This window comes from Escherichia sp. WS33 (assembly GCF_046486385.1).
GTDB lineage: Bacteria > Pseudomonadota > Gammaproteobacteria > Enterobacterales > Enterobacteriaceae > ECMA0423.
In genome coordinates this window covers 1-21,611 of sequence record NZ_JBJQLJ010000008.1, presented here as the reverse complement: position 1 = coordinate 21,611, position 21,611 = coordinate 1, and the positions used below count along the sequence as shown (strand labels likewise).

Annotated in this window: 20 protein-coding genes and 1 rRNA gene; 9 read left to right on the top strand and 12 right to left on the bottom strand. The window is 50.4% G+C overall.

Features of this window, described 5'->3' with window-relative positions; translation table 11 throughout:
- Window position 1: 1 nt before the first annotated feature.
- From atpF to asnC, 8 genes are all read right to left on the bottom strand, one after another.
- Entirely contained in the window at window positions 2-472 is a 471-nt protein-coding gene (atpF, locus tag ACJHXA_RS08830) for a F0F1 ATP synthase subunit B (protein ID WP_001052219.1), read from the bottom strand.
- Window positions 473-533: 61 nt separating this feature from the next.
- Window positions 534-773 (bottom strand): F0F1 ATP synthase subunit C, encoded by a 240-nt coding sequence (gene atpE / locus ACJHXA_RS08825; RefSeq protein ID WP_000429386.1) that lies wholly within the window; start codon window positions 771-773, stop codon window positions 534-536.
- Between the two features lie 46 nt (window positions 774-819).
- Entirely contained in the window at window positions 820-1,635 is an 816-nt protein-coding gene (atpB, locus tag ACJHXA_RS08820; RefSeq protein WP_000135625.1) for a F0F1 ATP synthase subunit A, read from the bottom strand.
- An 8-nt stretch (window positions 1,636-1,643) separates the two neighbouring features.
- The gene (gene atpI, locus ACJHXA_RS08815; RefSeq protein ID WP_000116695.1) at window positions 1,644-2,024 is read right to left on the bottom strand and encodes a F0F1 ATP synthase subunit I; all 381 of its coding nucleotides are present in this window, start codon (window positions 2,022-2,024) and stop codon (window positions 1,644-1,646) included.
- A gap of 616 nt (window positions 2,025-2,640) precedes the next feature.
- Entirely contained in the window at window positions 2,641-3,264 is a 624-nt protein-coding gene (rsmG, locus tag ACJHXA_RS08810; RefSeq protein WP_000932839.1) for a 16S rRNA (guanine(527)-N(7))-methyltransferase RsmG, read from the bottom strand.
- A 63-nt stretch (window positions 3,265-3,327) separates the two neighbouring features.
- On the bottom strand, window positions 3,328-5,217 hold the full coding sequence (gene mnmG / locus ACJHXA_RS08805) for a tRNA uridine-5-carboxymethylaminomethyl(34) synthesis enzyme MnmG (protein ID WP_000499788.1): 1,890 nt from the start codon (window positions 5,215-5,217) through the stop codon (window positions 3,328-3,330).
- A gap of 378 nt (window positions 5,218-5,595) precedes the next feature.
- A complete protein-coding gene (mioC, locus tag ACJHXA_RS08800) occupies window positions 5,596-6,039 on the bottom strand; it encodes an FMN-binding protein MioC (protein ID WP_000763731.1) in 444 nt (147 codons plus the stop codon).
- Window positions 6,040-6,128: 89 nt separating this feature from the next.
- Window positions 6,129-6,587, bottom strand: coding sequence for a transcriptional regulator AsnC (asnC, locus tag ACJHXA_RS08795; protein ID WP_000432970.1), 459 nt, complete (start codon window positions 6,585-6,587; stop codon window positions 6,129-6,131).
- A gap of 151 nt (window positions 6,588-6,738) precedes the next feature.
- Between asnC and asnA the strand changes: the two genes are divergently transcribed.
- Complete coding sequence (asnA, locus tag ACJHXA_RS08790) at window positions 6,739-7,731, top strand: aspartate--ammonia ligase (protein ID WP_000845103.1); 993 nt, start codon at window positions 6,739-6,741, stop codon at window positions 7,729-7,731.
- Between the two features lie 4 nt (window positions 7,732-7,735).
- Here asnA and viaA read toward each other — a convergent pair whose 3' ends face one another.
- Both viaA and ravA read right to left on the bottom strand, forming a co-directional pair.
- Window positions 7,736-9,187, bottom strand: coding sequence for an ATPase RavA stimulator ViaA (gene viaA / locus ACJHXA_RS08785; protein ID WP_000956630.1), 1,452 nt, complete (start codon window positions 9,185-9,187; stop codon window positions 7,736-7,738).
- Window positions 9,181-10,677: an ATPase RavA gene (gene ravA, locus ACJHXA_RS08780; RefSeq protein WP_001315921.1), complete on the bottom strand. Its 1,497-nt coding sequence runs from the start codon at window positions 10,675-10,677 to the stop codon at window positions 9,181-9,183. The genes viaA and ravA overlap by 7 nt, the downstream gene beginning before the upstream one ends.
- A gap of 222 nt (window positions 10,678-10,899) precedes the next feature.
- Between ravA and kup the strand changes: the two genes are divergently transcribed.
- From kup to rbsR, 7 genes are all read left to right on the top strand, one after another.
- A complete protein-coding gene (gene kup, locus ACJHXA_RS08775; protein ID WP_000102319.1) occupies window positions 10,900-12,768 on the top strand; it encodes a low affinity potassium transporter Kup in 1,869 nt (622 codons plus the stop codon).
- 166 nt (window positions 12,769-12,934) lie between these two features.
- Window positions 12,935-13,354 (top strand): D-ribose pyranase, encoded by a 420-nt coding sequence (gene rbsD / locus ACJHXA_RS08770; RefSeq protein WP_000715936.1) that lies wholly within the window; start codon window positions 12,935-12,937, stop codon window positions 13,352-13,354.
- 7 nt (window positions 13,355-13,361) lie between these two features.
- Window positions 13,362-14,867, top strand: a complete 1,506-nt coding sequence (gene rbsA / locus ACJHXA_RS08765; RefSeq protein WP_000387753.1) for a ribose ABC transporter ATP-binding protein RbsA — start codon at window positions 13,362-13,364, stop codon at window positions 14,865-14,867.
- 4 nt (window positions 14,868-14,871) lie between these two features.
- The gene (gene rbsC, locus ACJHXA_RS08760; RefSeq protein ID WP_000211858.1) at window positions 14,872-15,837 is read left to right on the top strand and encodes a ribose ABC transporter permease; all 966 of its coding nucleotides are present in this window, start codon (window positions 14,872-14,874) and stop codon (window positions 15,835-15,837) included.
- Window positions 15,838-15,861: 24 nt separating this feature from the next.
- Window positions 15,862-16,752, top strand: coding sequence for a ribose ABC transporter substrate-binding protein RbsB (gene rbsB / locus ACJHXA_RS08755; RefSeq protein ID WP_001056273.1), 891 nt, complete (start codon window positions 15,862-15,864; stop codon window positions 16,750-16,752).
- A gap of 125 nt (window positions 16,753-16,877) precedes the next feature.
- Window positions 16,878-17,807, top strand: a complete 930-nt coding sequence (rbsK, locus tag ACJHXA_RS08750; protein WP_001300603.1) for a ribokinase — start codon at window positions 16,878-16,880, stop codon at window positions 17,805-17,807.
- 3 nt (window positions 17,808-17,810) lie between these two features.
- Window positions 17,811-18,803, top strand: a complete 993-nt coding sequence (gene rbsR / locus ACJHXA_RS08745) for a ribose operon transcriptional repressor RbsR (RefSeq protein WP_000224455.1) — start codon at window positions 17,811-17,813, stop codon at window positions 18,801-18,803.
- Here rbsR and mdtD read toward each other — a convergent pair.
- Window positions 18,769-20,196 carry a multidrug transporter subunit MdtD gene (mdtD, locus tag ACJHXA_RS08740; protein ID WP_001280864.1) on the bottom strand — a complete coding sequence of 476 codons (1,428 nt, stop codon included), beginning with the start codon at window positions 20,194-20,196 and terminating at the stop codon, window positions 18,769-18,771. The two genes, rbsR and mdtD, sit on opposite strands and share 35 nt — an antisense overlap.
- A 22-nt stretch (window positions 20,197-20,218) precedes the next feature.
- A complete protein-coding gene (locus ACJHXA_RS08735) occupies window positions 20,219-20,911 on the bottom strand; it encodes a FadR/GntR family transcriptional regulator (protein WP_001131169.1) in 693 nt (230 codons plus the stop codon).
- 480 nt (window positions 20,912-21,391) lie between these two features.
- Between ACJHXA_RS08735 and ACJHXA_RS08730 the strand changes: the two genes are divergently transcribed.
- Window positions 21,392-21,611 (top strand): 16S ribosomal RNA (locus tag ACJHXA_RS08730); the annotation flags it as partial.

The following is a 21,611-nucleotide window of genomic DNA, read 5'->3' as shown; positions in this document are numbered from 1 at the left end:
CTTACAGTTCAGCGACAAGTTTATCCACGATGTCGCTGTTAGCAGCTTCATCCACGGAACGTTCGATGATCTTCTCGGCGCCAGCAACAGCCAGGATAGCAACTTGCTTACGCAGCTCTTCACGGGCACGTTTACGCTCGGCTTCAATTTCTGCCTGCGCCTGGGCCACGATTTTAGTACGTTCCTGTTCTGCCTCAGCTTTCGCTTCGTCCAGAATCTGCGAGCGGCGTTTGTTCGCCTGCTCGATGATTACCTGGGCTTCCGCTTTCGCTTTTTTCAGCTGGTCGGTCGCGCTGGCCTTTGCAAGGTCAAGGTCCTTATGTGCTCGTTCTGCGGAAGCAAGGCCGTCAGCAATTTCTTTTTGACGTTTTTCGATGGCTGCCATTAATGGCGGCCATACGTACTTCATGCAGAACAGAACGAACAGGACAAACGCGATGGCCTGGCCGAGGATTGTTGCGTTAAGATTCACAGCACAATGCCTCTATTTAGTTAACGTTCTGATATTGCTCTTTAAATAAAAGCAACGCTTACTACGCGACAGCGAACATCACGTACAGACCCAGACCTACAGCGATCATCGGGATAGCATCCACCAGACCCATAACGATAAAGAACTGAGTACGCAGCAGAGGAATCAGATCAGGTTGACGCGCTGCGCCTTCCAGGAATTTACCCCCGAGGATGCCGATACCGATCGCAGCACCGATTGCCGCCAGACCCATCATCACAGCGGCAGCCATGTACAGCAGATCCATATTCAGGTTTTCCATGACAGTCTCCAGTTTGTTTCAGTTAAAACGTAGTAGTGTTGGTAAATTAATGTTCTTCAGACGCCATCGACAGATAGACGATCGTCAGAACCATGAAGATGAAGGCTTGCAGCGTAATGATCAGGATGTGGAAAATGGCCCACGGCACATTCAGGATCCACTGTGACCACCACGGCAACAGACCAGCAATCAGAATGAAAATCAGCTCACCGGCATACATGTTACCGAACAGTCGCAAACCAAGTGAAACTGGTTTGGACAGCAGGCTTACCCCTTCAAGGATTAAGTTGACAGGAATGAACGCCCAGTGATTGAACGGCTGCAGCGTCAACTCTTTCGTGAAGCCGCCGATGCCTTTCATTTTGATGCTGTAGAACAGAATCAGGATAAATACGCCCAATGCCATAGACAGCGTTACGTTCACGTCCGCAGACGGAACCACACGCAGTGCAGGCAGACCCAGTACATGTTCAGCAATGTACGGCAGCAGGTCGATAGGCAGTAAATCCATCAGGTTCATCAGGAATACCCAGACGAAGATCGTCAGGGCCAGCGGAGCAATCAGCTTGCTTTTGCCATGGTACATGTCTTTCACGCTACCATTAACAAAGCCGATCACCAGCTCAATCGCGGTCTGAAACTTACCTGGCACACCGCTGGTCGCCTTTTTGGCTACGCTACGGAATAAAACCAGGAACAACAGACCCAGCACCACCGAGAAGAACATGGAGTCAATATTGATTGTCCAGAAGGTGGCTGGGGGGTTTTGTGGATCCACCAGCGAGAATGTACGCAGGTCCAGCTGAAGGTTATTCAGGTGGTGTCCTATGTAATCCTGCGGCGTCATATTTTCTGAAGCCATGATGCCTTTTACCCTTTGTTGTTAATTACAGCCGGTGCCAGTATCTGAACCACCAGCACCAAAACCCACGTAACGATCAGCGGCAAGAATACCGCCTTTAAAACCGCCAACGCCACCACCAGTAACACCAACATCGCCAGAACTTTGAAAGCTTCGCCAAATGCGAATGTCCAGGCCACCCGGCCTTTCGCTGGTGTATGCGCCTGGTGACGCCAGGCAAATATCATAAACAAAACGTTAGGCAGAAAGACTGCCAGGCCCCCGCTTATTGCAGAGACGCCCCAGAAGGGGTCTTTGAGGCTGAACAGCAATCCACTTGCTATCACCACCAGTAACTGAACGAGCAGAAGCTTCCGAGCAACGTTTCGACTCACGAGCGACACAGACATCACGTTTTTCACTCCTGCTCCCTTCGAGGTATGCCGCGTGTCGTATAAAACTTTCTTTAAGGCTTAGAGTCAAGCATCAAAAAGCGGTCAAATTATACGGTGCGCCCCCGTGATTTCAAACAATAAGTAGCCAAAAGGTGAATAAATGTTTAAATATTTTTCCAGTGCATACAATTGCGACTTTTCTGCTAACCCTGTTCGATCATGAAAAACTGTAAATAACGCGTAAACACTGGTGATAAAGCGTGCTTCAGATCACATATTGCGCATGTTCGCGCACAGCATATTTATTTACTTGGCAAATGATGCCTTTGCAAGTTTATGATATTTCAGTCTAAAAACAGATACTGTTTTAATAAATGACATTTACACAACAAAAACCACCCATTGACATTTTTAATAATGTTTTAACAGCCAATGATGGTTCTTAGCGCCGATTTTTAGCAGACTGATATTTTCACTAATGACTTATTTTCTGCTTACCAAAAAAAGCCACGTTATCTTGTTGATGCAAAAGAGTGAACGTGGCGTTAAATGTAACCAGTTATATCAGTAGAAAACCTGGTTGTTGTTAACAGTCTAACCGGTCAATTTTTTATGATTTTTTTGATAAAAATTAAATTTTATTTGCTTTAATCACCACCAGATGACGTTCGCCATCCAGGGCTGGAACCTGAAGTTTAACCACTGATTCGACCTGATATTCTTCGGGCAACAAAGCGATTTCATCTTCCGGCATTTGCCCTTTCAGCGCGTAGAAACGGCCTTGCTCACCAGGAAGATGGTGGCACCAGCTCACCATATCGTTCAGAGAGGCAAAAGCGCGGCTAATTACGCCATCAAATGGCGGCTCTGAAGGAAACTCTTCTACCCTGCTCTGTACTGGTTCAATATTCTCCAGTTTAAGCTCATGTTGCACCTGACGAAGGAAACGCACGCGTTTACCAAGGCTATCCAACAGAGTGAAATGGGCTTCAGGACGCACGATAGAGAGTGGAATGCCTGGCAGTCCTGGTCCGGTGCCGACATCGATAAACCGTTCACCTTGCAGATACGGTGCCACCACAATGCTATCGAGAATATGGCGTACCAGCATCTCATTAGGATCGCGGACCGAAGTCAGGTTGTACGCTTTGTTCCATTTATGCAGCATATTCACGTAGGCAATAAGCTGGTTTTTCTGGTGATCGGTAAGCGAAATACCTGCGTCTTTCAGCAGTAAGGAGAGTTTGTTGAGCACGGTGATTACCTGTTCTTGATGCGTTGCCTGGTAAGCGGGTGCTTACCAGGCATTTTTAATGCGTTATGCGCTACGACGCAGCATACCCTGTTTTTTCAGCCACACCAGCAGAATGGAGATGGCCGCAGGCGTGACGCCAGAAATACGCGAAGCCTGGCCGATAGAGGCTGGTTTGTGATCGTTAAGTTTGGCGATCACTTCGTTAGAAAGACCGGATACCTGGCGGTAATCCAGTGTCGCGGGTAGCAGGGTGTTCTCGTTACGCAGCTGCTTTTCGATCTCATCTTGCTGGCGCGCGATATAACCTTCGTATTTAACCTGAATCTCAACCTGTTCCGCCGCCTGTTCGTCTGTCAATGCAGGGGCAAACGGCGTCAGCGTGGTTAATTTTTCATAAGTCATTTCCGGACGACGCAGCAGATCTTCACCACTGGCTTCACGGGAAAGCGGCGCAGTCAGGTGAGCATTCACTTCGGCTGCAGCTTCCGCCGACGGGGTTACCCAGGTCGATTTCAGACGCTGACGCTCACGCTCGATATTCTCAAGTTTCTCGTTAAAGCGCGCCCAACGTTCGTCATCCACTAGGCCCAGTTCACGACCGATTTCAGTCAAACGCAGATCCGCATTATCTTCGCGTAGCATCAGACGATATTCTGCGCGCGAAGTAAACATACGATACGGTTCTTTGGTTCCTAAAGTGCACAGGTCATCAACTAGTACGCCGAGATACGCCTGAGAACGTGCCGGAGCCCAACCTTCTTTGTCAGCAGACAGACGGGCAGCGTTAAGACCGGCCAGCAAACCTTGCGCAGCGGCTTCTTCGTAACCGGTAGTGCCGTTAATCTGACCAGCAAAGAACAGCCCCTGGATAAACTTGCTCTCCAGCGTCGGTTTCAGGTCGCGAGGATCGAAGAAGTCATACTCAATGGCATAACCCGGACGCACGATCTTCGCGTTTTCCATCCCCTGCATAGAGCGGACGATTTGCATCTGCACATCGAACGGCAGGCTGGTGGAGATACCGTTCGGATAAATTTCATTAGAGGTCAGTCCTTCCGGTTCAAGGAAGATCTGATGCTGATTTCTGTCGGCGAAGCGCATGACTTTGTCTTCGATCGACGGGCAGTAGCGTGGGCCGACACCTTCGATCACCCCTGCATACATTGGGCTACGATCGAGGTTACTGCGGATCACATCATGGGTTTTCTCGTTGGTATGAGTGATATAACACGGCACCTGCTGGGGATGCTGGGACGCATTGCCCATAAACGAGAATACCGGCATTGGGTTATCGCCATGCTGTTGCGCCAGCACACTAAAGTCGATAGTTCGAGCATCAATACGCGGTGGTGTCCCGGTTTTCAGACGACCAACGCGCAGCGGCAGTTCACGCAAACGGCGAGAAAGCGGAATGGACGGCGGATCACCAGCACGGCCACCGCTGTAATTATCCAGACCGATATGAATTTTACCGTCGAGGAACGTCCCAACGGTGAGCACGACGGCTTTGGCACGGAACTTCAGTCCCATTTGGGTAACAGCACCGACCACGCGATCGTTTTCGACAATAAGATCTTCAACCGCCTGCTGGAAGATCATCAGGTTCGGTTGGTTCTCCAGCGCCGTACGTACCGCCTGACGGTAGAGCACACGATCCGCCTGAGCTCGGGTAGCGCGAACCGCCGGTCCTTTGCTTGCGTTTAGTATCCTAAACTGGATACCCGCTTGATCGATCGCTTTCGCCATCAGACCGCCGAGTGCATCCACTTCTTTTACCAGATGTCCCTTCCCAATACCGCCGATCGCCGGGTTGCAGCTCATCTGCCCCAGAGTGTCGATATTGTGTGTCAAAAGCAGAGTCTGTTGACCCATACGCGCCGCGGCCATCGCGGCCTCGGTGCCTGCATGACCCCCGCCAATGATGATGACGTCAAAAGGATCCGGATAAAACATGGTGATTGCCTCGCATAACGCGGTATGAAAATGGATTGAAGCCCGGGCCGTGGATTCTACTCAACTTTGTCGGCTTGAGAAAGACCTGGGATCCTGGGTATTAAAAAGAAGATCTATTTATTTAGAGATCTGTTCTATTGTGATCTCTTATTAGGATCGCACTGCCCTGTGGATAACAAGGATCCGGCTTTTAAGATCAACAACCTGGAAAGGATCATTAACTGTGAATGATCGGTGATCCTGGACCGTATAAGCTGGGATCAGAATGAGGGGTTATACACAACTCAAAAACTGAACAACGGTTGTTCTTTGGATAACTACCGGTTGATCCAAGCTTCCTGACAGAGTTATCCACAGTAGATCGCACGATCTGTATACTTATTTGAGTAAATTAATCCACGATCCCAGCCATTCTTCTGCCGGATCTTCCGGAATGTCGTGATCAAGAATGTTGATCTTCAGTGTTTCGCCTGTCTGTTTTGCACCGGAATTTTTGAGTTCTGCCTCGAGTTTATCGATAGCCCCACAAAAGGTGTCATATTCACGACTGCCAATACCGATTGCGCCAAAGCGGACCGCAGAAAGATCGGGCTTCTGTTCCTGCAATGCTTCATAGAAAGGAGAAAGGTTGTCCGGAATATCTCCGGCACCGTGGGTGGAGCTGATAATCAGCCAGATCCCCGAGGCAGATAAATCTTCCAACAGCGGACCGTGCAGCGTTTCGGTGGTAAAACCCGCCTCTTCCAGCTTTTCAGCCAGGTGTTCTGCTACATATTCGGCACCGCCGAGGGTGCTGCCGCTGATAAGAGTGATATCTGCCATAAACCGCCACCTTTATTAAGAGTGGCGTATTGTACGCTGTGAACGCGTTGGGATCTACCTGTGGAAAAGTATGGGATTAAAAAAGCCGATTATGGCTTGATGGTACGCATGATCGGGTTTTGCAGGACGATCAATGTCTCGGTGGACTGAATTTCATCAATTGTTTGGATCTTGTTGATAAGTACATGCTGGAGAGCGTCGATCGAACGGCACATCACTTTTATAAAGATGCTGTAGTGGCCGGTTGTGTAATAGGCTTCAGTGACTTCATCAAGGCTTTCCAGCTTTGCCAGCGCGGAAGGGTAGTCTTTGGCGCTCTTTAATATAATGCCGATAAAGCAGCCTACGTCATAACCGAGCTGCTTCGGGCTGACATCAATACGCGCCCCGGTAATGATCCCCGCCTGCTTCATTTTCTCTACTCGAACGTGAATCGTCCCCGGACTGACGCCAAATTGTTTCGCCAGTTCGGCGTAAGCGGTGCGCGCATTGCCCATTAATGCTTCCAGGATGCCACGGTCCAGATTGTCGATCAGATAATTTTCCATAGGATTTTCTTATGCAGATTGATGATTCATTCTATTTTAGCCTTCTTTTTTAATGAATCAAAAGTGTGTTAGGCTTTTTATTGAATGATTATTGCATGTGTGTCGGTTTTTGTTGCTTAATCATAAGCAACAGGACGCAGGAGTATAAAAAATGAAAACCGCTTACATTGCCAAACAACGCCAAATTAGCTTCGTGAAATCTCACTTTTCTCGCCAACTGGAAGAACGTCTGGGGCTGATCGAAGTCCAGGCGCCGATTCTTAGCCGTGTGGGGGATGGCACGCAGGATAACTTGTCGGGCTGTGAAAAAGCGGTGCAGGTAAAAGTGAAAGCTCTGCCTGATGCCCAGTTCGAAGTGGTTCATTCACTGGCGAAGTGGAAACGTCAGACCTTAGGGCAACACGACTTCAGCGCGGGCGAAGGACTGTACACGCACATGAAAGCCCTTCGCCCCGATGAAGACCGTCTTTCTCCGTTGCACTCGGTCTATGTTGACCAGTGGGACTGGGAACGCGTAATGGGCGACGGTGAGCGTCAATTCTCGACTCTGAAAAGCACGGTAGAGGCGATCTGGGCGGGAATTAAAGCAACCGAAGCTGCGGTTAGCGAAGAGTTTGGCCTGGCACCGTTCCTGCCGGATCAGATCCACTTCGTACACAGCCAGGAGTTACTGTCTCGTTATCCGGATCTCGATGCCAAAGGGCGTGAGCGGGCGATAGCGAAAGATCTTGGCGCGGTATTCCTTGTCGGGATTGGCGGCAAGCTGAGCGATGGTCATCGCCACGACGTGCGCGCACCGGATTATGATGACTGGAGCACCCCGTCAGAGCTGGGTCATGCGGGTCTGAACGGCGATATTCTGGTGTGGAACCCTGTACTGGAAGATGCGTTTGAGCTTTCTTCCATGGGGATCCGCGTGGATGCCGACACGTTGAAGCATCAGTTGGCGCTGACCGGTGATGAAGATCGTCTGGAGCTGGAGTGGCATCAGGCGCTGCTGCGCGGTGAAATGCCGCAGACCATCGGCGGCGGTATCGGCCAGTCTCGTTTGACCATGCTGCTGCTGCAACTGCCGCATATCGGCCAGGTTCAGTGTGGTGTATGGCCAGCTGCTGTTCGCGAGAACGTCCCTTCTCTGCTGTAATAATTTATCGCCGCCAGCGTCTGAGCAGGCGGCTTCGCATCCCGGTATCAAAGCGCCAGATATGATCGAAAATGCGCATGATGCCGGGTTTGCCGTGTGCCGACATCGCCACGGCATGAAAGCGATGCTGATGTACCCGCTGCAGCTCTTTCACTTTACTCGTCACGTCGTCAGGCAACCGCTGAGCGATAAAATCAGAAATCACCACCGCGTCGGCATCAAACCATTCCCTGCTTTGCAAGCGTTCCATAATGGCGCGAAAACAACTGGCAAGATCGGTGCCGCCACGAAACTGCTGGCTTAAAAAACGGATTGCTTGTTCGATGCCTTGTGGGCCTGAAAGCTCATAACGGACGATCTCGGTGGAAAATAGCATAATATAGCAGCGCCGGTTTTCAGCGAGAGCAATGCGCATCAAGGCCAGGCAGAACGCTTTCGCACACTGTTCATTAAAGCCGCCCATTGAGCCGGAAGTATCCACACAGACAATAAACGGCCCGCGCGGCTGTTCATCGTAATCTTTATGTACCACCGGACGTTCGATCACTTTTTCACGCCACGACTCACCGTGCAGGCGATAGGTGAGCAACTGTTTTTCCACCAGCCGACGGTAAAACTCATACTCCAGTTCCGTTATCCCTAGTGTCGCCAGTTCTGGCGGCAGGAGACGTAAAATATCATCGCTTTGTTGCAGACCATCAACCTGCTCAGGAACAGTTGCCGGTTCGCGCACCATGGTGCGGAAGGCTTCCATCTGCGCATCGTTACGCGGTATTGATTTGGCTTCCCGGGAACGCCCCAGCTGTTCTGCCAGGCGTTTCAGTTCCGGCTGTTCGTTAAGAAATTCACCGTATTTCACAATCAACTGATAGTCGCCACGTTTAAGCTGACCGGCGCTCATATCCCACAGACGACCAGCTGCGGTATTGTTATCTGCGAGAATCGGTTCAAGTTGTCCGCTCAGCGTCATGCGTTCCTGAACTTCACTTAACAGTTGTTCGCGTTCTTCTTCTAATAGCTGTTGATTTAACGTCGTTGCTTGCACGATCAGACTTAAACGCCAACGCTGGAGGAAAAGCGTATGTAACGCTGAAGTGATCGTGCTGTTAGCATCAACCAACTGTCGGGCTTGTTCTGCCCATGGGGAATTCAGACGATGCAGTAAGTCCAGGATCTGTGGTAGCTGCACAATAAACTGCGGCGTGGAGAGGAGCTGGCTTTGCTGATAGCACATCACCTCTTCGGTGAGTTCCGGCGGGACTCGGGCATCTTTCAGCCGACTGCGCAGCGCCTCACGCCAGCGGGGAACATCATCAGTGATTGCCGCCTTCAGTCGTGGGAATTTTTCAAAGAAGACTGCCAGCTGCGGTGAGGCCAGCAGCGCGATGATCATCTCTTCGATCAATCCCTCTTCGCTGACGGCCAGCATCACATTAAGCGTATCCAGCGTTAGCATTGTTGTGCCTGGCGAATCTGTGCGCCGACATCCTGTAGGCTGGCTTCAATGCGACCTAACCAGTCGCCAGGGATAAACAGACATTTTTGCTGTTCGCTGAATAAAGCGTGTTGCTTGCGCCAGTCACTTTCAAGCTCTTCCAGTTGTTGTTTTATTTCACCTGGCAGACCTTCAGCCGATGAACCGGGAAGTGCCAGCGTACTGCCTTGTAAACTTACATCGCGTACAACAAGATGTTGGGCGCTATCCACTTCCAGATTCAATTTCTGGGCAAAGCCGATACCGTTCAGTTTGCCGCGAATTTCACCACCTTTACTCAGCCACTGTTCCAGCGCGTTACGCTCAAAGGAGATATGAACCACTTCCATATCATGCAATTTTAACGGTTTTTGCAGCAGCAGAGTCAGAGTGGAAGCAGTAACGTTAACAGGAAGTTGATACTGCTGACGACGGCTGAAAATGCCGCCCAGACGAATTACCGTTAAGGCTGTTTTATCGCTTTGTTGCTGCTGGAGTTGCAGGTGACGTTGCACAATCGCGCCAAGGCGAGTCAACATCCCTTGCTGTTGCCAGGCGTGACCGGTCATCAATACATCAATTTGTTGTTGTATCAAATTCAGGCTTTGCGCGTCATACCACAGGCAATCTTTCAGCAAAATGAGATCTACCGGGGCAACAGCACTGCGACCGCTAAAAAAGGCGCTGGCCTGCAATAAGCGGATCGCTTTTTTCCAGCGACGATCCGAGACATAAGGCGCATCCGGTAATTTATCCAGTTGCTGGCGCAGCATAAAAATCAGCTCAAATACATGATCGGGCAGCGTAATTTCACCAATCTCTTTCTGCCAGCGTTCATATTCTTCATCTGTGACCTGCAAGGCATCAGGAACCGGATTGTCGTTTTCATCCTGTTGACTGGTCAGCATGGAGCGGAAATTCGCTTTATCCTGCACTTTATCTAACCACAGACGAATCAGCATGCGGTCATATAACGCTTCCAGACTGCTGTCTGCTTCCGGCAGCTCGTTGGAGGCCGCCACCAGCAGACGCATCGGGATTTTTTCTACGTGTGCACCGTTGCGGAACTGGCGCTCGTTAATGGCGGTGAGCAAGGTATTAAGAATTGCCGGGCCCGCTTTCCAGATCTCATCCAGAAAGACAATTTCTGCTTCCGGCAGGTAACCGCTGGTTAAACGTTCATAGCGCCCTTCATCTTTTAGCGCCTGAATAGAAAGGGGACCAAAAACTTCTTCCGGCGTGGAGAAGCGGGTCATCAGATATTCAAACGCGCGGGCATTCTGAAAGGCGAATTTTAAGCGCCGGGCGATCAAACTTTTGGCAATACCTGGCGGGCCAAGGAGGAACACACTTTCACCACTTAATGCCGCTAATAAACACAAGCGGATGGCGTGGCTACGTTCATAAAGCCCCTTTTCCAACGAACTGCTCAGGCGGGAAATTCTTTCCGCTAATAAATGAGGGTGAGCCATAATGAAGTGGCGTCCTTTCGTCAAAAGTTCTGCGTAAATTGCGAGTATAGACGTTTCTTGCTGGTGGCTAAAATAGTCTCAAAGGGGGGGTATTTTTCTTTGAGCCAGGTTAATGTGGCCGCATTTAGGAGTACGATTTTGCCGTTAATCGTGCATACTGTGCGCTTTTTTGTGGGCCAAGGGACTAAGCACACATTTCATATTTCAACGAAAGACTAGTCTATGAGCACTGATAATAAGCAATCATTGCCCGCGATTACCCTCGCGGCGATTGGAGTTGTCTACGGCGATATTGGTACCAGCCCGTTATATACACTTCGTGAATGTTTGTCCGGCCAGTTTGGTTTTGGCGTTGAACGCGATGCCGTGTTTGGCTTTTTATCGCTGATCTTCTGGCTGCTAATCTTTGTGGTTTCCATTAAATATCTCACCTTCGTGATGCGGGCAGATAACGCCGGTGAGGGGGGGATCCTGACGTTGATGTCGCTTGCCGGGCGTAATACGTCGGCGCGAACCACATCAATGCTGGTGATTATGGGGCTAATCGGCGGCAGCTTTTTCTATGGTGAAGTCGTCATAACACCCGCTATTTCGGTGATGTCAGCCATTGAAGGTCTGGAAATCGTCGCCCCGCAGCTGGATACCTGGATAGTTCCCCTCTCAATTATCGTTCTCACTTTATTATTTATGATTCAAAAACATGGCACGGCTATGGTCGGTAAGCTGTTTGCGCCGATCATGCTGACCTGGTTTTTGATTCTGGCAGGACTGGGGTTACGTAGCATTATTGCTAACCCGGAAGTGCTGCATGCGCTGAATCCAATGTGGGCGGTGCATTTCTTCCTTGAATACAAAACGGTTTCTTTTATTGCATTAGGGGCAGTGGTGTTGTCGATTACGGGGGTCGAGGCGCTGTATGCTGATATGGGGCACTTTGGTAAGTTCCCTATTCGCCTGGCGTGGTTCACCGTCGTATTACCTTCCTTGACCCTTAATTACTTCGGTCAGGGAGCGCTGTTGTTAAAGAACCCGGAAGCGATTAAGAACCCGTTCTTCCTGTTGGCACCGGACTGGGCGCTGATCCCGCTGCTGATCATCGCCGCACTGGCGACGGTAATTGCCTCGCAGGCGGTTATCTCTGGCGTCTTCTCATTGACGCGTCAGGCGGTACGTCTGGGATATTTGTCGCCGATGCGCATTATTCACACCTCCGAAATGGAGTCAGGGCAAATCTATATTCCGTTTGTGAACTGGATGCTCTATGTCGCGGTCGTGATTGTGATTGTCAGCTTTGAGCACTCCAGCAACCTGGCGGCGGCGTACGGGATTGCGGTGACCGGAACCATGGTGCTGACGTCTATTCTCTCGACTACCGTGGCACGTCAGAACTGGCACTGGAATAAGTATTTTGTTGCGCTGATCCTGATTGCTTTCCTTTGTGTCGATATTCCATTGTTCACCGCTAACCTCGATAAACTGCTCTCCGGCGGCTGGTTGCCATTGAGCCTCGGTACTGTGATGTTTATCGTGATGACCACCTGGAAGAGCGAGCGTTTCCGCTTGCTGCGGCGGATGCATGAACATGGTAACTCTCTGGAAGCGATGATTGCTTCGCTGGAGAAATCACCGCCTGTTCGCGTGCCCGGGACCGCGGTGTATATGTCGCGTGCAATCAACGTCATTCCCTTTGCGCTGATGCATAACCTTAAACATAACAAGGTATTGCATGAGCGGGTGATTCTGTTAACTCTGCGTACCGAAGACGCGCCATATGTCCATAATGTCCGTCGGGTACAGATTGAACAACTGTCGCCCACTTTCTGGCGCGTGGTGGCAAGTTATGGTTGGCGAGAAACGCCAAACGTGGAAGAAGTTTTCCACCGCTGCGGTCTGGAAGGATTAAGTTGCCGGATGATGGAAACCTCCTTCTTTATGTCGCATGAGTCGTTGATCCTCGGCAAACGCCCGTGGTATTTGCGTCTGCGCGGCAAGCTGTACTTGCTGCTGCAACGTAATGCGCTGCGTGCACCAGATCAATTTGAAATTCCGCCAAACAGGGTTATCGAACTGGGTACTCAGGTCGAAATCTAACGCCAGACGCCTCCTTTCTCCATAAGGGGGCGTTTTTGTTTTCATGGTTAATCACCATGTAAAACGTTTCGAGGTTGATCACATTTCCGTAACGTCACGATGGTTTTCCCAACTCAGTCAGGATTAAACTGCGGGTCAGCGAAACGTTTCGCTGATGGAGAAAAAAATGAAAAAAGGCACCGTTCTTAATTCTGATATTTCATCGGTGATCTCCCGTCTGGGACATACCGATACGCTGGTGGTGTGTGATGCTGGTTTACCCATCCCCAAAAGTACAACGCGTATCGATATGGCATTAACCCAGGGTGTACCTTCTTTTATGCAGGTGCTGGGCGTCGTCACAAATGAAATGCAGGTCGAGGCTGCCATTATCGCGGAAGAGATCAAACAACATAATCCGCAACTCCACGAAACGTTGCTCACTCACCTTGAGCAGCTGCAAAAACACCAGGGAAATACCATTGAAATTCGTTACACCACGCATGAACAATTCAAACAACAAACCGCAGAAAGTCAGGCGGTAATTCGCAGCGGAGAATGTTCTCCGTATGCGAATATCATTCTCTGTGCTGGCGTGACGTTCTGAGGCCGTCATGGAAGCATTACTTCAGCTTAAAGGCATCGATAAAGCCTTCCCGGGCGTAAAAGCCCTCTCGGGCGCAGCGTTAAATGTCTATCCGGGCCGCGTGATGGCGCTGGTGGGCGAAAACGGCGCGGGTAAATCCACCATGATGAAAGTGCTTACTGGTATCTATGCTCGCGATGCCGGCACGCTTTTATGGCTGGGGAAAGAAACGACATTTACCGGGCCGAAATCTTCCCAGGAAGCCGGGATTGGGATTATCCATCAGGAACTGAACCTGATCCCGCAGTTGACCATTGCCGAAAACATTTTCCTCGGTCGTGAGTTTGTTAATCGCTTTGGCAAAATTGACTGGAAAACCATGTATGCCGAAGCGGATAAATTGCTGGCTAAACTTAACCTGCGCTTTAAAAGCGACAAGCTGGTGGGCGATCTTTCCATCGGTGACCAGCAAATGGTTGAAATCGCCAAAGTGCTGAGCTTTGAGTCGAAAGTCATCATTATGGATGAACCGACCGATGCGCTGACCGATACCGAAACCGAATCCCTGTTCCGCGTCATACGCGAGCTGAAATCGCAAGGCCGCGGTATTGTCTATATCTCCCACCGCATGAAAGAAATCTTCGAGATTTGCGATGACGTTACCGTTTTTCGTGACGGGCAATTTATTGCTGAGCGCGAAGTGGCATCACTGACCGAAGATTCGCTGATTGAGATGATGGTGGGCCGCAAGCTAGAAGATCAATATCCACACCTGGACAAAGCGCCGGGAGATATCCGCCTGAAAGTCGATAATCTCTGCGGACCTGGCGTTAACGATGTCTCTTTTACTTTACGCAAAGGCGAAATTCTTGGCGTCTCTGGTTTGATGGGCGCAGGTCGTACCGAACTGATGAAAGTGCTCTACGGCGCACTACCGCGCACCAGCGGTTACGTCACCCTGGATGGGCATGAAGTCGTTACCCGTTCACCGCAGGATGGCCTGGCAAGCGGCATTGTGTATATCTCCGAAGACCGTAAACGTGACGGTTTAGTGTTGGGCATGTCAGTAAAAGAGAACATGTCGCTGACAGCGCTGCGCTACTTCAGCCGCGCTGGCGGCAGTTTGAAGCATGCCGATGAACAGCAGGCTGTGAGTGATTTCATTCGTCTGTTTAATGTGAAAACACCGTCGATGGAACAGGCAATTGGTCTGCTTTCCGGTGGCAATCAGCAAAAAGTGGCGATTGCCCGCGGTCTGATGACACGCCCCAAAGTGTTGATCCTTGATGAACCTACCCGTGGCGTAGATGTCGGCGCGAAAAAAGAGATCTATCAACTGATTAACCAGTTCAAAGCCGATGGCTTGAGCATCATTCTGGTGTCATCGGAGATGCCAGAAGTATTAGGCATGAGCGATCGCATCATCGTCATGCATGAAGGGCATCTCAGCGGGGAATTTACTCGTGAGCAGGCCACCCAGGAAGTGTTAATGGCTGCCGCTGTGGGCAAGCTTAATCGCGTGAATCAGGAGTAAAAAAATGACAACCCAGACTGTCTCTGGTCGCCGTTATTTCACGAAAGCGTGGCTGATGGAGCAGAAATCGCTTATCGCTCTGCTGGTGCTGATCGCGATTGTCTCGACGTTAAGCCCGAACTTTTTCACCATCAATAACTTATTCAATATTCTCCAGCAAACCTCGGTGAACGCCATTATGGCGGTCGGGATGACGCTGGTGATCCTGACGTCGGGCATCGACTTGTCTGTAGGTTCTCTGTTGGCGCTAACCGGCGCAGTTGCTGCATCTATCGTCGGCATTGAAGTCAATGCGCTGGTGGCTGTCGCTGCCGCTCTCGCGTTAGGTGCCGCAATTGGTGCGGTAACCGGGGTGATTGTAGCGAAAGGTCGCGTTCAGGCGTTTATCGCTACGCTGGTTATGATGCTTTTACTGCGCGGCGTGACCATGGTTTATACCAACGGTAGCCCAGTGAATACCGGCTTTACTGAGAACGCCGATCTGTTTGGCTGGTTTGGTATTGGTCGTCCGCTGGGCGTACCGACGCCAGTCTGGATCATGGGGATTGTCTTCCTCGCGGCCTGGTACATGCTGCATCACACGCGTCTGGGGCGTTACATCTACGCGCTGGGCGGCAACGAAGCGGCAACGCGTCTTTCTGGTATCAACGTCAATAAAATCAAAATCATCGTCTATTCTCTTTGTGGTCTGCTGGCATCGCTGGCCGGGATCATTGAAGTGGCGCGTCTCTCCTCCGCACAACCCACGGCGGGGACTGGCTATGAGCTGGATGCTATTGCTGCGGTGGTTCTGGGCGGTACGAGTCTGGCGGGCGGAAAAGGTCGCATTGTTGGGACGTTGATCGGCGCATTAATTCTTGGCTTCCTTAATAATGGATTGAATTTGTTAGGTGTTTCCTCCTATTACCAGATGATCGTCAAAGCGGTGGTGATTTTGCTGGCGGTGCTGGTAGACAACAAAAAGCAGTAATAACGACTACAGGACATCTTGAATATGAACATGAAAAAACTGGCTACCCTGGTTTCCGCTGTTGCGCTAAGCGCCACCGTCAGTGCGAATGCGATGGCAAAAGACACCATCGCGCTGGTGGTCTCCACGCTTAACAACCCGTTCTTTGTATCGCTGAAAGATGGCGCGCAGAAAGAGGCGGATAAGCTTGGCTATAACCTGGTGGTGCTGGACTCCCAGAACAACCCGGCGAAAGAGCTGGCGAACGTGCAGGACTTAACCGTTCGCGGCACCAAAATTCTGCTGATTAACCCGACCGACTCCGACGCAGTAGGTAATGCTGTGAAGATGGCTAACCAGGCGAACATCCCGGTTATCACTCTTGACCGCCAGGCAACGAAAGGTGAAGTGGTGAGCCACATTGCTTCTGATAACGTACTGGGTGGCAAAATCGCCGGTGATTACATCGCGAAGAAAGCGGGTGAAGGTGCCAAAGTTATCGAGCTGCAAGGCATTGCTGGTACATCCGCAGCCCGTGAACGTGGCGAAGGCTTCCAGCAGGCCGTTGCTGCTCACAAGTTTAATGTTCTTGCCAGCCAGCCAGCAGATTTTGATCGCACTAAAGGTTTGAACGTAATGCAGAACCTGTTGACCGCTCATCCGGATGTTCAGGCTGTATTCGCGCAGAATGATGAAATGGCGCTGGGCGCGCTGCGCGCACTGCAAACTGCCGGTAAATCGGATGTGATGGTCGTCGGATTTGACGGTACACCGGATGGCGAAAAAGCGGTGAATGATGGCAAACTAGCAGCGACTATCGCTCAGCTACCCGATCAGATTGGCGCGAAAGGCGTCGAAACCGCAGATAAAGTGCTGAAAGGCGAGAAAGTTCAGGCTAAGTATCCGGTTGATCTGAAACTGGTTGTTAAGCAGTAGTTTTAATCAGGTTGTATGACCTGATGGTGACATAAATACGTCATCGACAGATGAACGTGTAATATAAAGAAAAGCAGGGCACGCGCCACCCTAACACGGTGGCGCATTTTATGGACATCCCGAATATGCAAAACGCAGGCAGCCTCGTTGTTCTTGGCAGCATTAATGCTGACCACATTCTTAATCTTCAATCTTTTCCTACTCCAGGCGAAACCGTAACCGGTAACCACTATCAGGTTGCATTTGGCGGCAAAGGCGCGAATCAGGCTGTGGCTGCTGGGCGTAGCGGTGCGAATATCGCGTTTATTGCCTGTACGGGTGATGACAGCATTGGTGAGAGCGTTCGCCAGCAGCTCGCCACTGATAACATTGATATTACTCCGGTCAGCGTGATCAAAGGCGAATCAACAGGTGTGGCGCTGATTTTTGTTAATGGCGAAGGTGAGAATGTCATCGGTATTCATGCCGGCGCTAATGCTGCCCTTTCCCCGGCGCTGGTGGAAGCGCAACGTGAGCGTATTGCCAACGCGTCAGCATTATTAATGCAGCTGGAATCACCACTCGAAAGTGTGATGGCAGCGGCGAAAATCGCCCATCAAAATAAGACTATCGTTGCGCTTAACCCGGCTCCGGCTCGCGAACTTCCTGACGAACTGCTGGCGCTGGTGGACATTATTACGCCAAACGAAACGGAAGCAGAAAAGCTCACCGGTATTCGTGTTGAAAATGATGAAGATGCAGCGAAGGCGGCGCAGGTACTGCATGAAAAAGGTATCCGTACTGTACTGATTACTTTAGGAAGTCGTGGTGTATGGGCTAGCGTGAATGGTGAAGGTCAGCGCGTTCCTGGATTCCGGGTGCAGGCTGTCGATACCATTGCTGCCGGAGATACCTTTAACGGCGCGTTAATCACGGCGTTGCTGGAAGAAAAACCATTGCCAGAGGCGATTCGGTTTGCCCATGCTGCCGCTGCGATTGCCGTAACACGTAAAGGCGCACAACCTTCCGTACCGTGGCGTGAAGAGATCGACGCATTTTTAGACAGGCAGAGGTGACGCTTGGCTACAATGAAAGATGTTGCCCGCCTGGCGGGCGTTTCTACCTCAACAGTTTCTCACGTTATCAATAAAGATCGCTTCGTCAGTGAAGCGATTTCCGCCAAAGTTGAAGCGGCGATTAAAGAACTCAATTACGCGCCATCAGCCCTGGCGCGTAGCCTCAAACTCAATCAAACACATACCATTGGCATGTTGATCACTGCCAGTACCAATCCTTTCTATTCAGAACTGGTGCGTGGCGTTGAACGCAGCTGCTTCGAACGCGGTTATAGTCTCGTCCTTTGCAATACCGAAGGCGATGAACAGCGGATGAATCGCAATCTGGAAACGCTGATGCAAAAACGCGTTGATGGCTTGCTGTTACTGTGCACCGAAACGCATCAACCTTCGCGTGAAATCATGCAACGTTATCCGACAGTGCCTACTGTGATGATGGACTGGGCTCCGTTCGATGGCGACAGCGATCTTATTCAGGATAACTCGTTGCTGGGCGGAGACTTAGCAACGCAATATCTGATCGATAAAGGTCATACCCGTATCGCCTGTATTACCGGTCCGCTGGATAAAACTCCGGCGCGCCTGCGGTTGGAAGGTTATCGGGCGGCGATGAAACGTGCGGGTCTCAGCATTCCTGATGGCTATGAAGTCACTGGTGATTTTGAATTTAACGGCGGGTTTGACGCCATGCGCCAACTGTTATCACATCCGCTGCGTCCTCAGGCCGTCTTTACCGGAAATGACGCTATGGCTGTTGGCGTTTACCAGGCGTTATATCAGGCAGAGTTACAGGTTCCGCAGGATATCGCGGTGATTGGCTATGACGATATCGAACTGGCAAGCTTTATGACGCCACCATTAACCACTATCCACCAACCGAAAGATGAACTGGGGGAGCTGGCGATTGATGTACTCATCCATCGGATAACCCAGCCGACCCTTCAGCAACAACGATTACAACTTACTCCGATTCTGATGGAACGCGGTTCGGCTTAGATTTACGCTGTCTTTTGATCAAATTATTACCATCGGTTGTTTTCAGAAGCATGAACATTGCTGCTGAAGCAACAGTAATAATGCCCATCGTGATAAACGTATAGTGGAATTGTTCGACAGTCGTTGTGCCTTCCATCCCTTCATAAACGCGAAGGACGGCCGCACTTACAGCAACGCCTAAACTAATCGACAGTTGCTGCGTGACCGCCAGAACACTGTTACCGCTGCTGGCGTTGTCATCGGTCAGATCGGCAAGTGTGATGGTATTCATCGCGGTAAATTGCGTCGACATAGCCATCCCTAATATAAACAACGGCAAGATCAGCATCCATATCGCCATTGCCGGTGATTGCAAAGAGAACTGAGCGATCATTAGCCCAATAATCACCGTGATCCCCACTAACGTATGGCGATAGCCCAGACGACGTAAGACTTGGGTAACCATCGATTTTGCAATAATGGAACCTAACGCTGTCGGTGCCATCATACAGCCGGCAATAAACGCCTGATAACCAAATCCTACCTGTAACATCAATGGCATAAGGAACGGTACACAACCGGTCCCCAGACGGGTTGCAATATTGCCTACGATACCGATCGAGAAAGTGCGGGTTTTAAATAAATCTAATGAAATTAATGGGTTTGGCGTGTGTCGCGCATGGAGAATATAGAGAAGCAGTAACCCGATGCTGGTGACAATTACCGTCAAGGCAATCCAGCTGGCGACAATCCTTTCCCCGAATAGCTCTATTCCGCTTGAGAAGAGAACAAGGCTGAGGCCAAACAGCAAAAAGCCAGTGATATCGAATCTGCGTCGTGCGGTGGTGAAATTGGGCATATGTTTGCGCGCGTAAAGAAGGCCCGCAATACCTATGGGGATATTGATTAAAAATATCCAGTGCCAGGTTGCCCAGGTGACCAGCACGCCGCCAAGAACGGGGCCTAAAATTGGCCCCACCAGACCCGGCATGGCGACAAAATTCAATACTGGAAGAAGTTCATTACGAGGATAAGCGCGCAGTAAGGCCAGCCGAGCAACAGGCATCATCATTGCGCCGCCTATCCCCTGAATAACCCGGAAGACAACCAGCTGTGGTAGCGAATTAGAAAGTGCGCAGGCCAGAGAACCCAATGTGAACAGACTCACGGCAAGGGTAAAAATGCGACGCGTACCGAAGCGATCGGCTAGCCATCCGCTTACCGGAATAAGCATCGCCACCGTCAGCGTATAACTGATGATGGCTGATTGCATCGCGAGAGGAGAACGATTAAGGCTATGAGCGATTGCGGGTAAGGCGGTATTCAGAATAGTGGCATCAAGTGCCTGCATGAAGAAGGCCATCGCCGCGATCCACGGCAAACCCGCCATACTGCGCTTCTTTTTATCGCTCATTCAATGTCCTGTTATCGGGTTGTCACTTATCAGGTGAGCGTAGCAGCGCCTGACAAGCTTTAAATGCCGCGTCGCCATCGCTTTGGACAATCGCATCGACAATCGCCTGGTGCAGATCCAGCTTTATCACTGTGTCGCTGGTAATTGACGTGAAGTAAGTGTGATAAACCGAATGGAATAGCGAGGCGAATGAGGTCAAAAACGGATTGGCGCTCATTTCATAGATATGCTCATGCCAGGCCATATCGACTTCGATCCAGCGTTCACGGCGAAAGTTCTCTTTTAATGCCGCCATTTCGGCCATTAACGTATTGAGATGCGCCTTCTGTTCCGCGGTGCCAACCGTTGCAGCCAGTAGGCAAGCTTGCGGCTCCAGACAGATACGCATAACCAGAAAGTGATCGATGACCTGATGAAAGTTCTCTTCTGTCATCCACCAGGTAAGCAATTCCTGATCAAGAAAATTCCAGTTTGATTGTGGCATGACCCGGGTACCAATTCGCGGTCGCGGTAAAACCATCCCTTTTGCCGTTAACGTTTTGACCGCTTCGCGTACCGCTGTACGACTCACTCCAAATTGCTCGCCCAGCTCAATCTCACCAGGCAAAATGGTGCCGGGTTCATATTCACCTTTTAAGATGCGTTGCGCCAGCTTCTCAGCCAGAACATACGAAAGGTTTTTCTGTGCAGCTAACTGTTGTGCGCTTAAAGGCATTACTAATCTTCCTTTTTCTTTTTATTCCTCCTTAGTATGCCACCAGGAAGTGTGATTACGGTTGCAAAAACGGCAAATTGCTTGTTTTATGGCACATTAACGGGGCTTTTGCTGAAAAAATGCGCGGTCAGAAAATTATTTTAAATTTCCTCTTGTCAGGCCGGAATAACTCCCTATAATGCGCCACCACTGACACGGAACAACGGCAAACACGCCGCCGGGTCAGCGGGGTTCTCCTGAGAATTCCGACAGAGAAAGCAAAAATAAATGCTTGACTCTGTAGCGGGAAAGCGTATTATGCACACCCCGCGCCGCTGAGAAAAAGCGAAGCGGCACTGCTCTTTAACAATTTATCAGACAATCTGTGTGGGCACTCGAAGATACGGATTCTTAACGTCGCAAGACGAAAAATGAATACCAAGTCTCAAGAGTGAACACGTAATTCATTACGAAGTTTAATTCTTTGAGCATCAAACTTTTAAATTGAAGAGTTTGATCATGGCTCAGATTGAACGCTGGCGGCAGGCCTAACACATGCAAGTCGAACGGTAACAGGAAGCAGCTTGCTGCTTTGCTGACGAGTGGCGGACGGGTGAGTAATGTCTGGGAAACTGCCTGATGGAGGGGGATAACTACTGGAAACGGTAGCTAATACCGCATAACGTCGCAAGACCAAAGAGGGGGACCTTCGGGCCTCTTG

What these genes read in the sequence shown, in the direction of transcription:
- atpE (WP_000429386.1), bottom strand. Translation starts at nt 773, where the DNA reads ATGGAAAACCTGAATATGGATCTGCTGTACATGGCTGCCGCTGTGATG.
- atpB (WP_000135625.1), bottom strand. Translation starts at nt 1,635, where the DNA reads ATGGCTTCAGAAAATATGACGCCGCAGGATTACATAGGACACCACCTG.
- atpI (WP_000116695.1), bottom strand. Translation starts at nt 2,024, where the DNA reads ATGTCTGTGTCGCTCGTGAGTCGAAACGTTGCTCGGAAGCTTCTGCTC.
- mnmG (WP_000499788.1), bottom strand. Translation starts at nt 5,217, where the DNA reads ATGTTTTATCCGGATCCTTTTGACGTCATCATCATTGGCGGGGGTCAT.
- mioC (WP_000763731.1), bottom strand. Translation starts at nt 6,039, where the DNA reads ATGGCAGATATCACTCTTATCAGCGGCAGCACCCTCGGCGGTGCCGAA.
- asnC (WP_000432970.1), bottom strand. Translation starts at nt 6,587, where the DNA reads ATGGAAAATTATCTGATCGACAATCTGGACCGTGGCATCCTGGAAGCA.
- asnA (WP_000845103.1), top strand. Translation starts at nt 6,739, where the DNA reads ATGAAAACCGCTTACATTGCCAAACAACGCCAAATTAGCTTCGTGAAA.
- viaA (WP_000956630.1), bottom strand. Translation starts at nt 9,187, where the DNA reads ATGCTAACGCTGGATACGCTTAATGTGATGCTGGCCGTCAGCGAAGAG.
- ravA (WP_001315921.1), bottom strand. Translation starts at nt 10,677, where the DNA reads ATGGCTCACCCTCATTTATTAGCGGAAAGAATTTCCCGCCTGAGCAGT.
- kup (WP_000102319.1), top strand. Translation starts at nt 10,900, where the DNA reads ATGAGCACTGATAATAAGCAATCATTGCCCGCGATTACCCTCGCGGCG.
- rbsD (WP_000715936.1), top strand. Translation starts at nt 12,935, where the DNA reads ATGAAAAAAGGCACCGTTCTTAATTCTGATATTTCATCGGTGATCTCC.
- rbsA (WP_000387753.1), top strand. Translation starts at nt 13,362, where the DNA reads ATGGAAGCATTACTTCAGCTTAAAGGCATCGATAAAGCCTTCCCGGGC.
- rbsC (WP_000211858.1), top strand. Translation starts at nt 14,872, where the DNA reads ATGACAACCCAGACTGTCTCTGGTCGCCGTTATTTCACGAAAGCGTGG.
- rbsB (WP_001056273.1), top strand. Translation starts at nt 15,862, where the DNA reads ATGAACATGAAAAAACTGGCTACCCTGGTTTCCGCTGTTGCGCTAAGC.
- rbsK (WP_001300603.1), top strand. Translation starts at nt 16,878, where the DNA reads ATGCAAAACGCAGGCAGCCTCGTTGTTCTTGGCAGCATTAATGCTGAC.
- mdtD (WP_001280864.1), bottom strand. Translation starts at nt 20,196, where the DNA reads ATGAGCGATAAAAAGAAGCGCAGTATGGCGGGTTTGCCGTGGATCGCG.
- ACJHXA_RS08735 (WP_001131169.1), bottom strand. Translation starts at nt 20,911, where the DNA reads ATGCCTTTAAGCGCACAACAGTTAGCTGCACAGAAAAACCTTTCGTAT.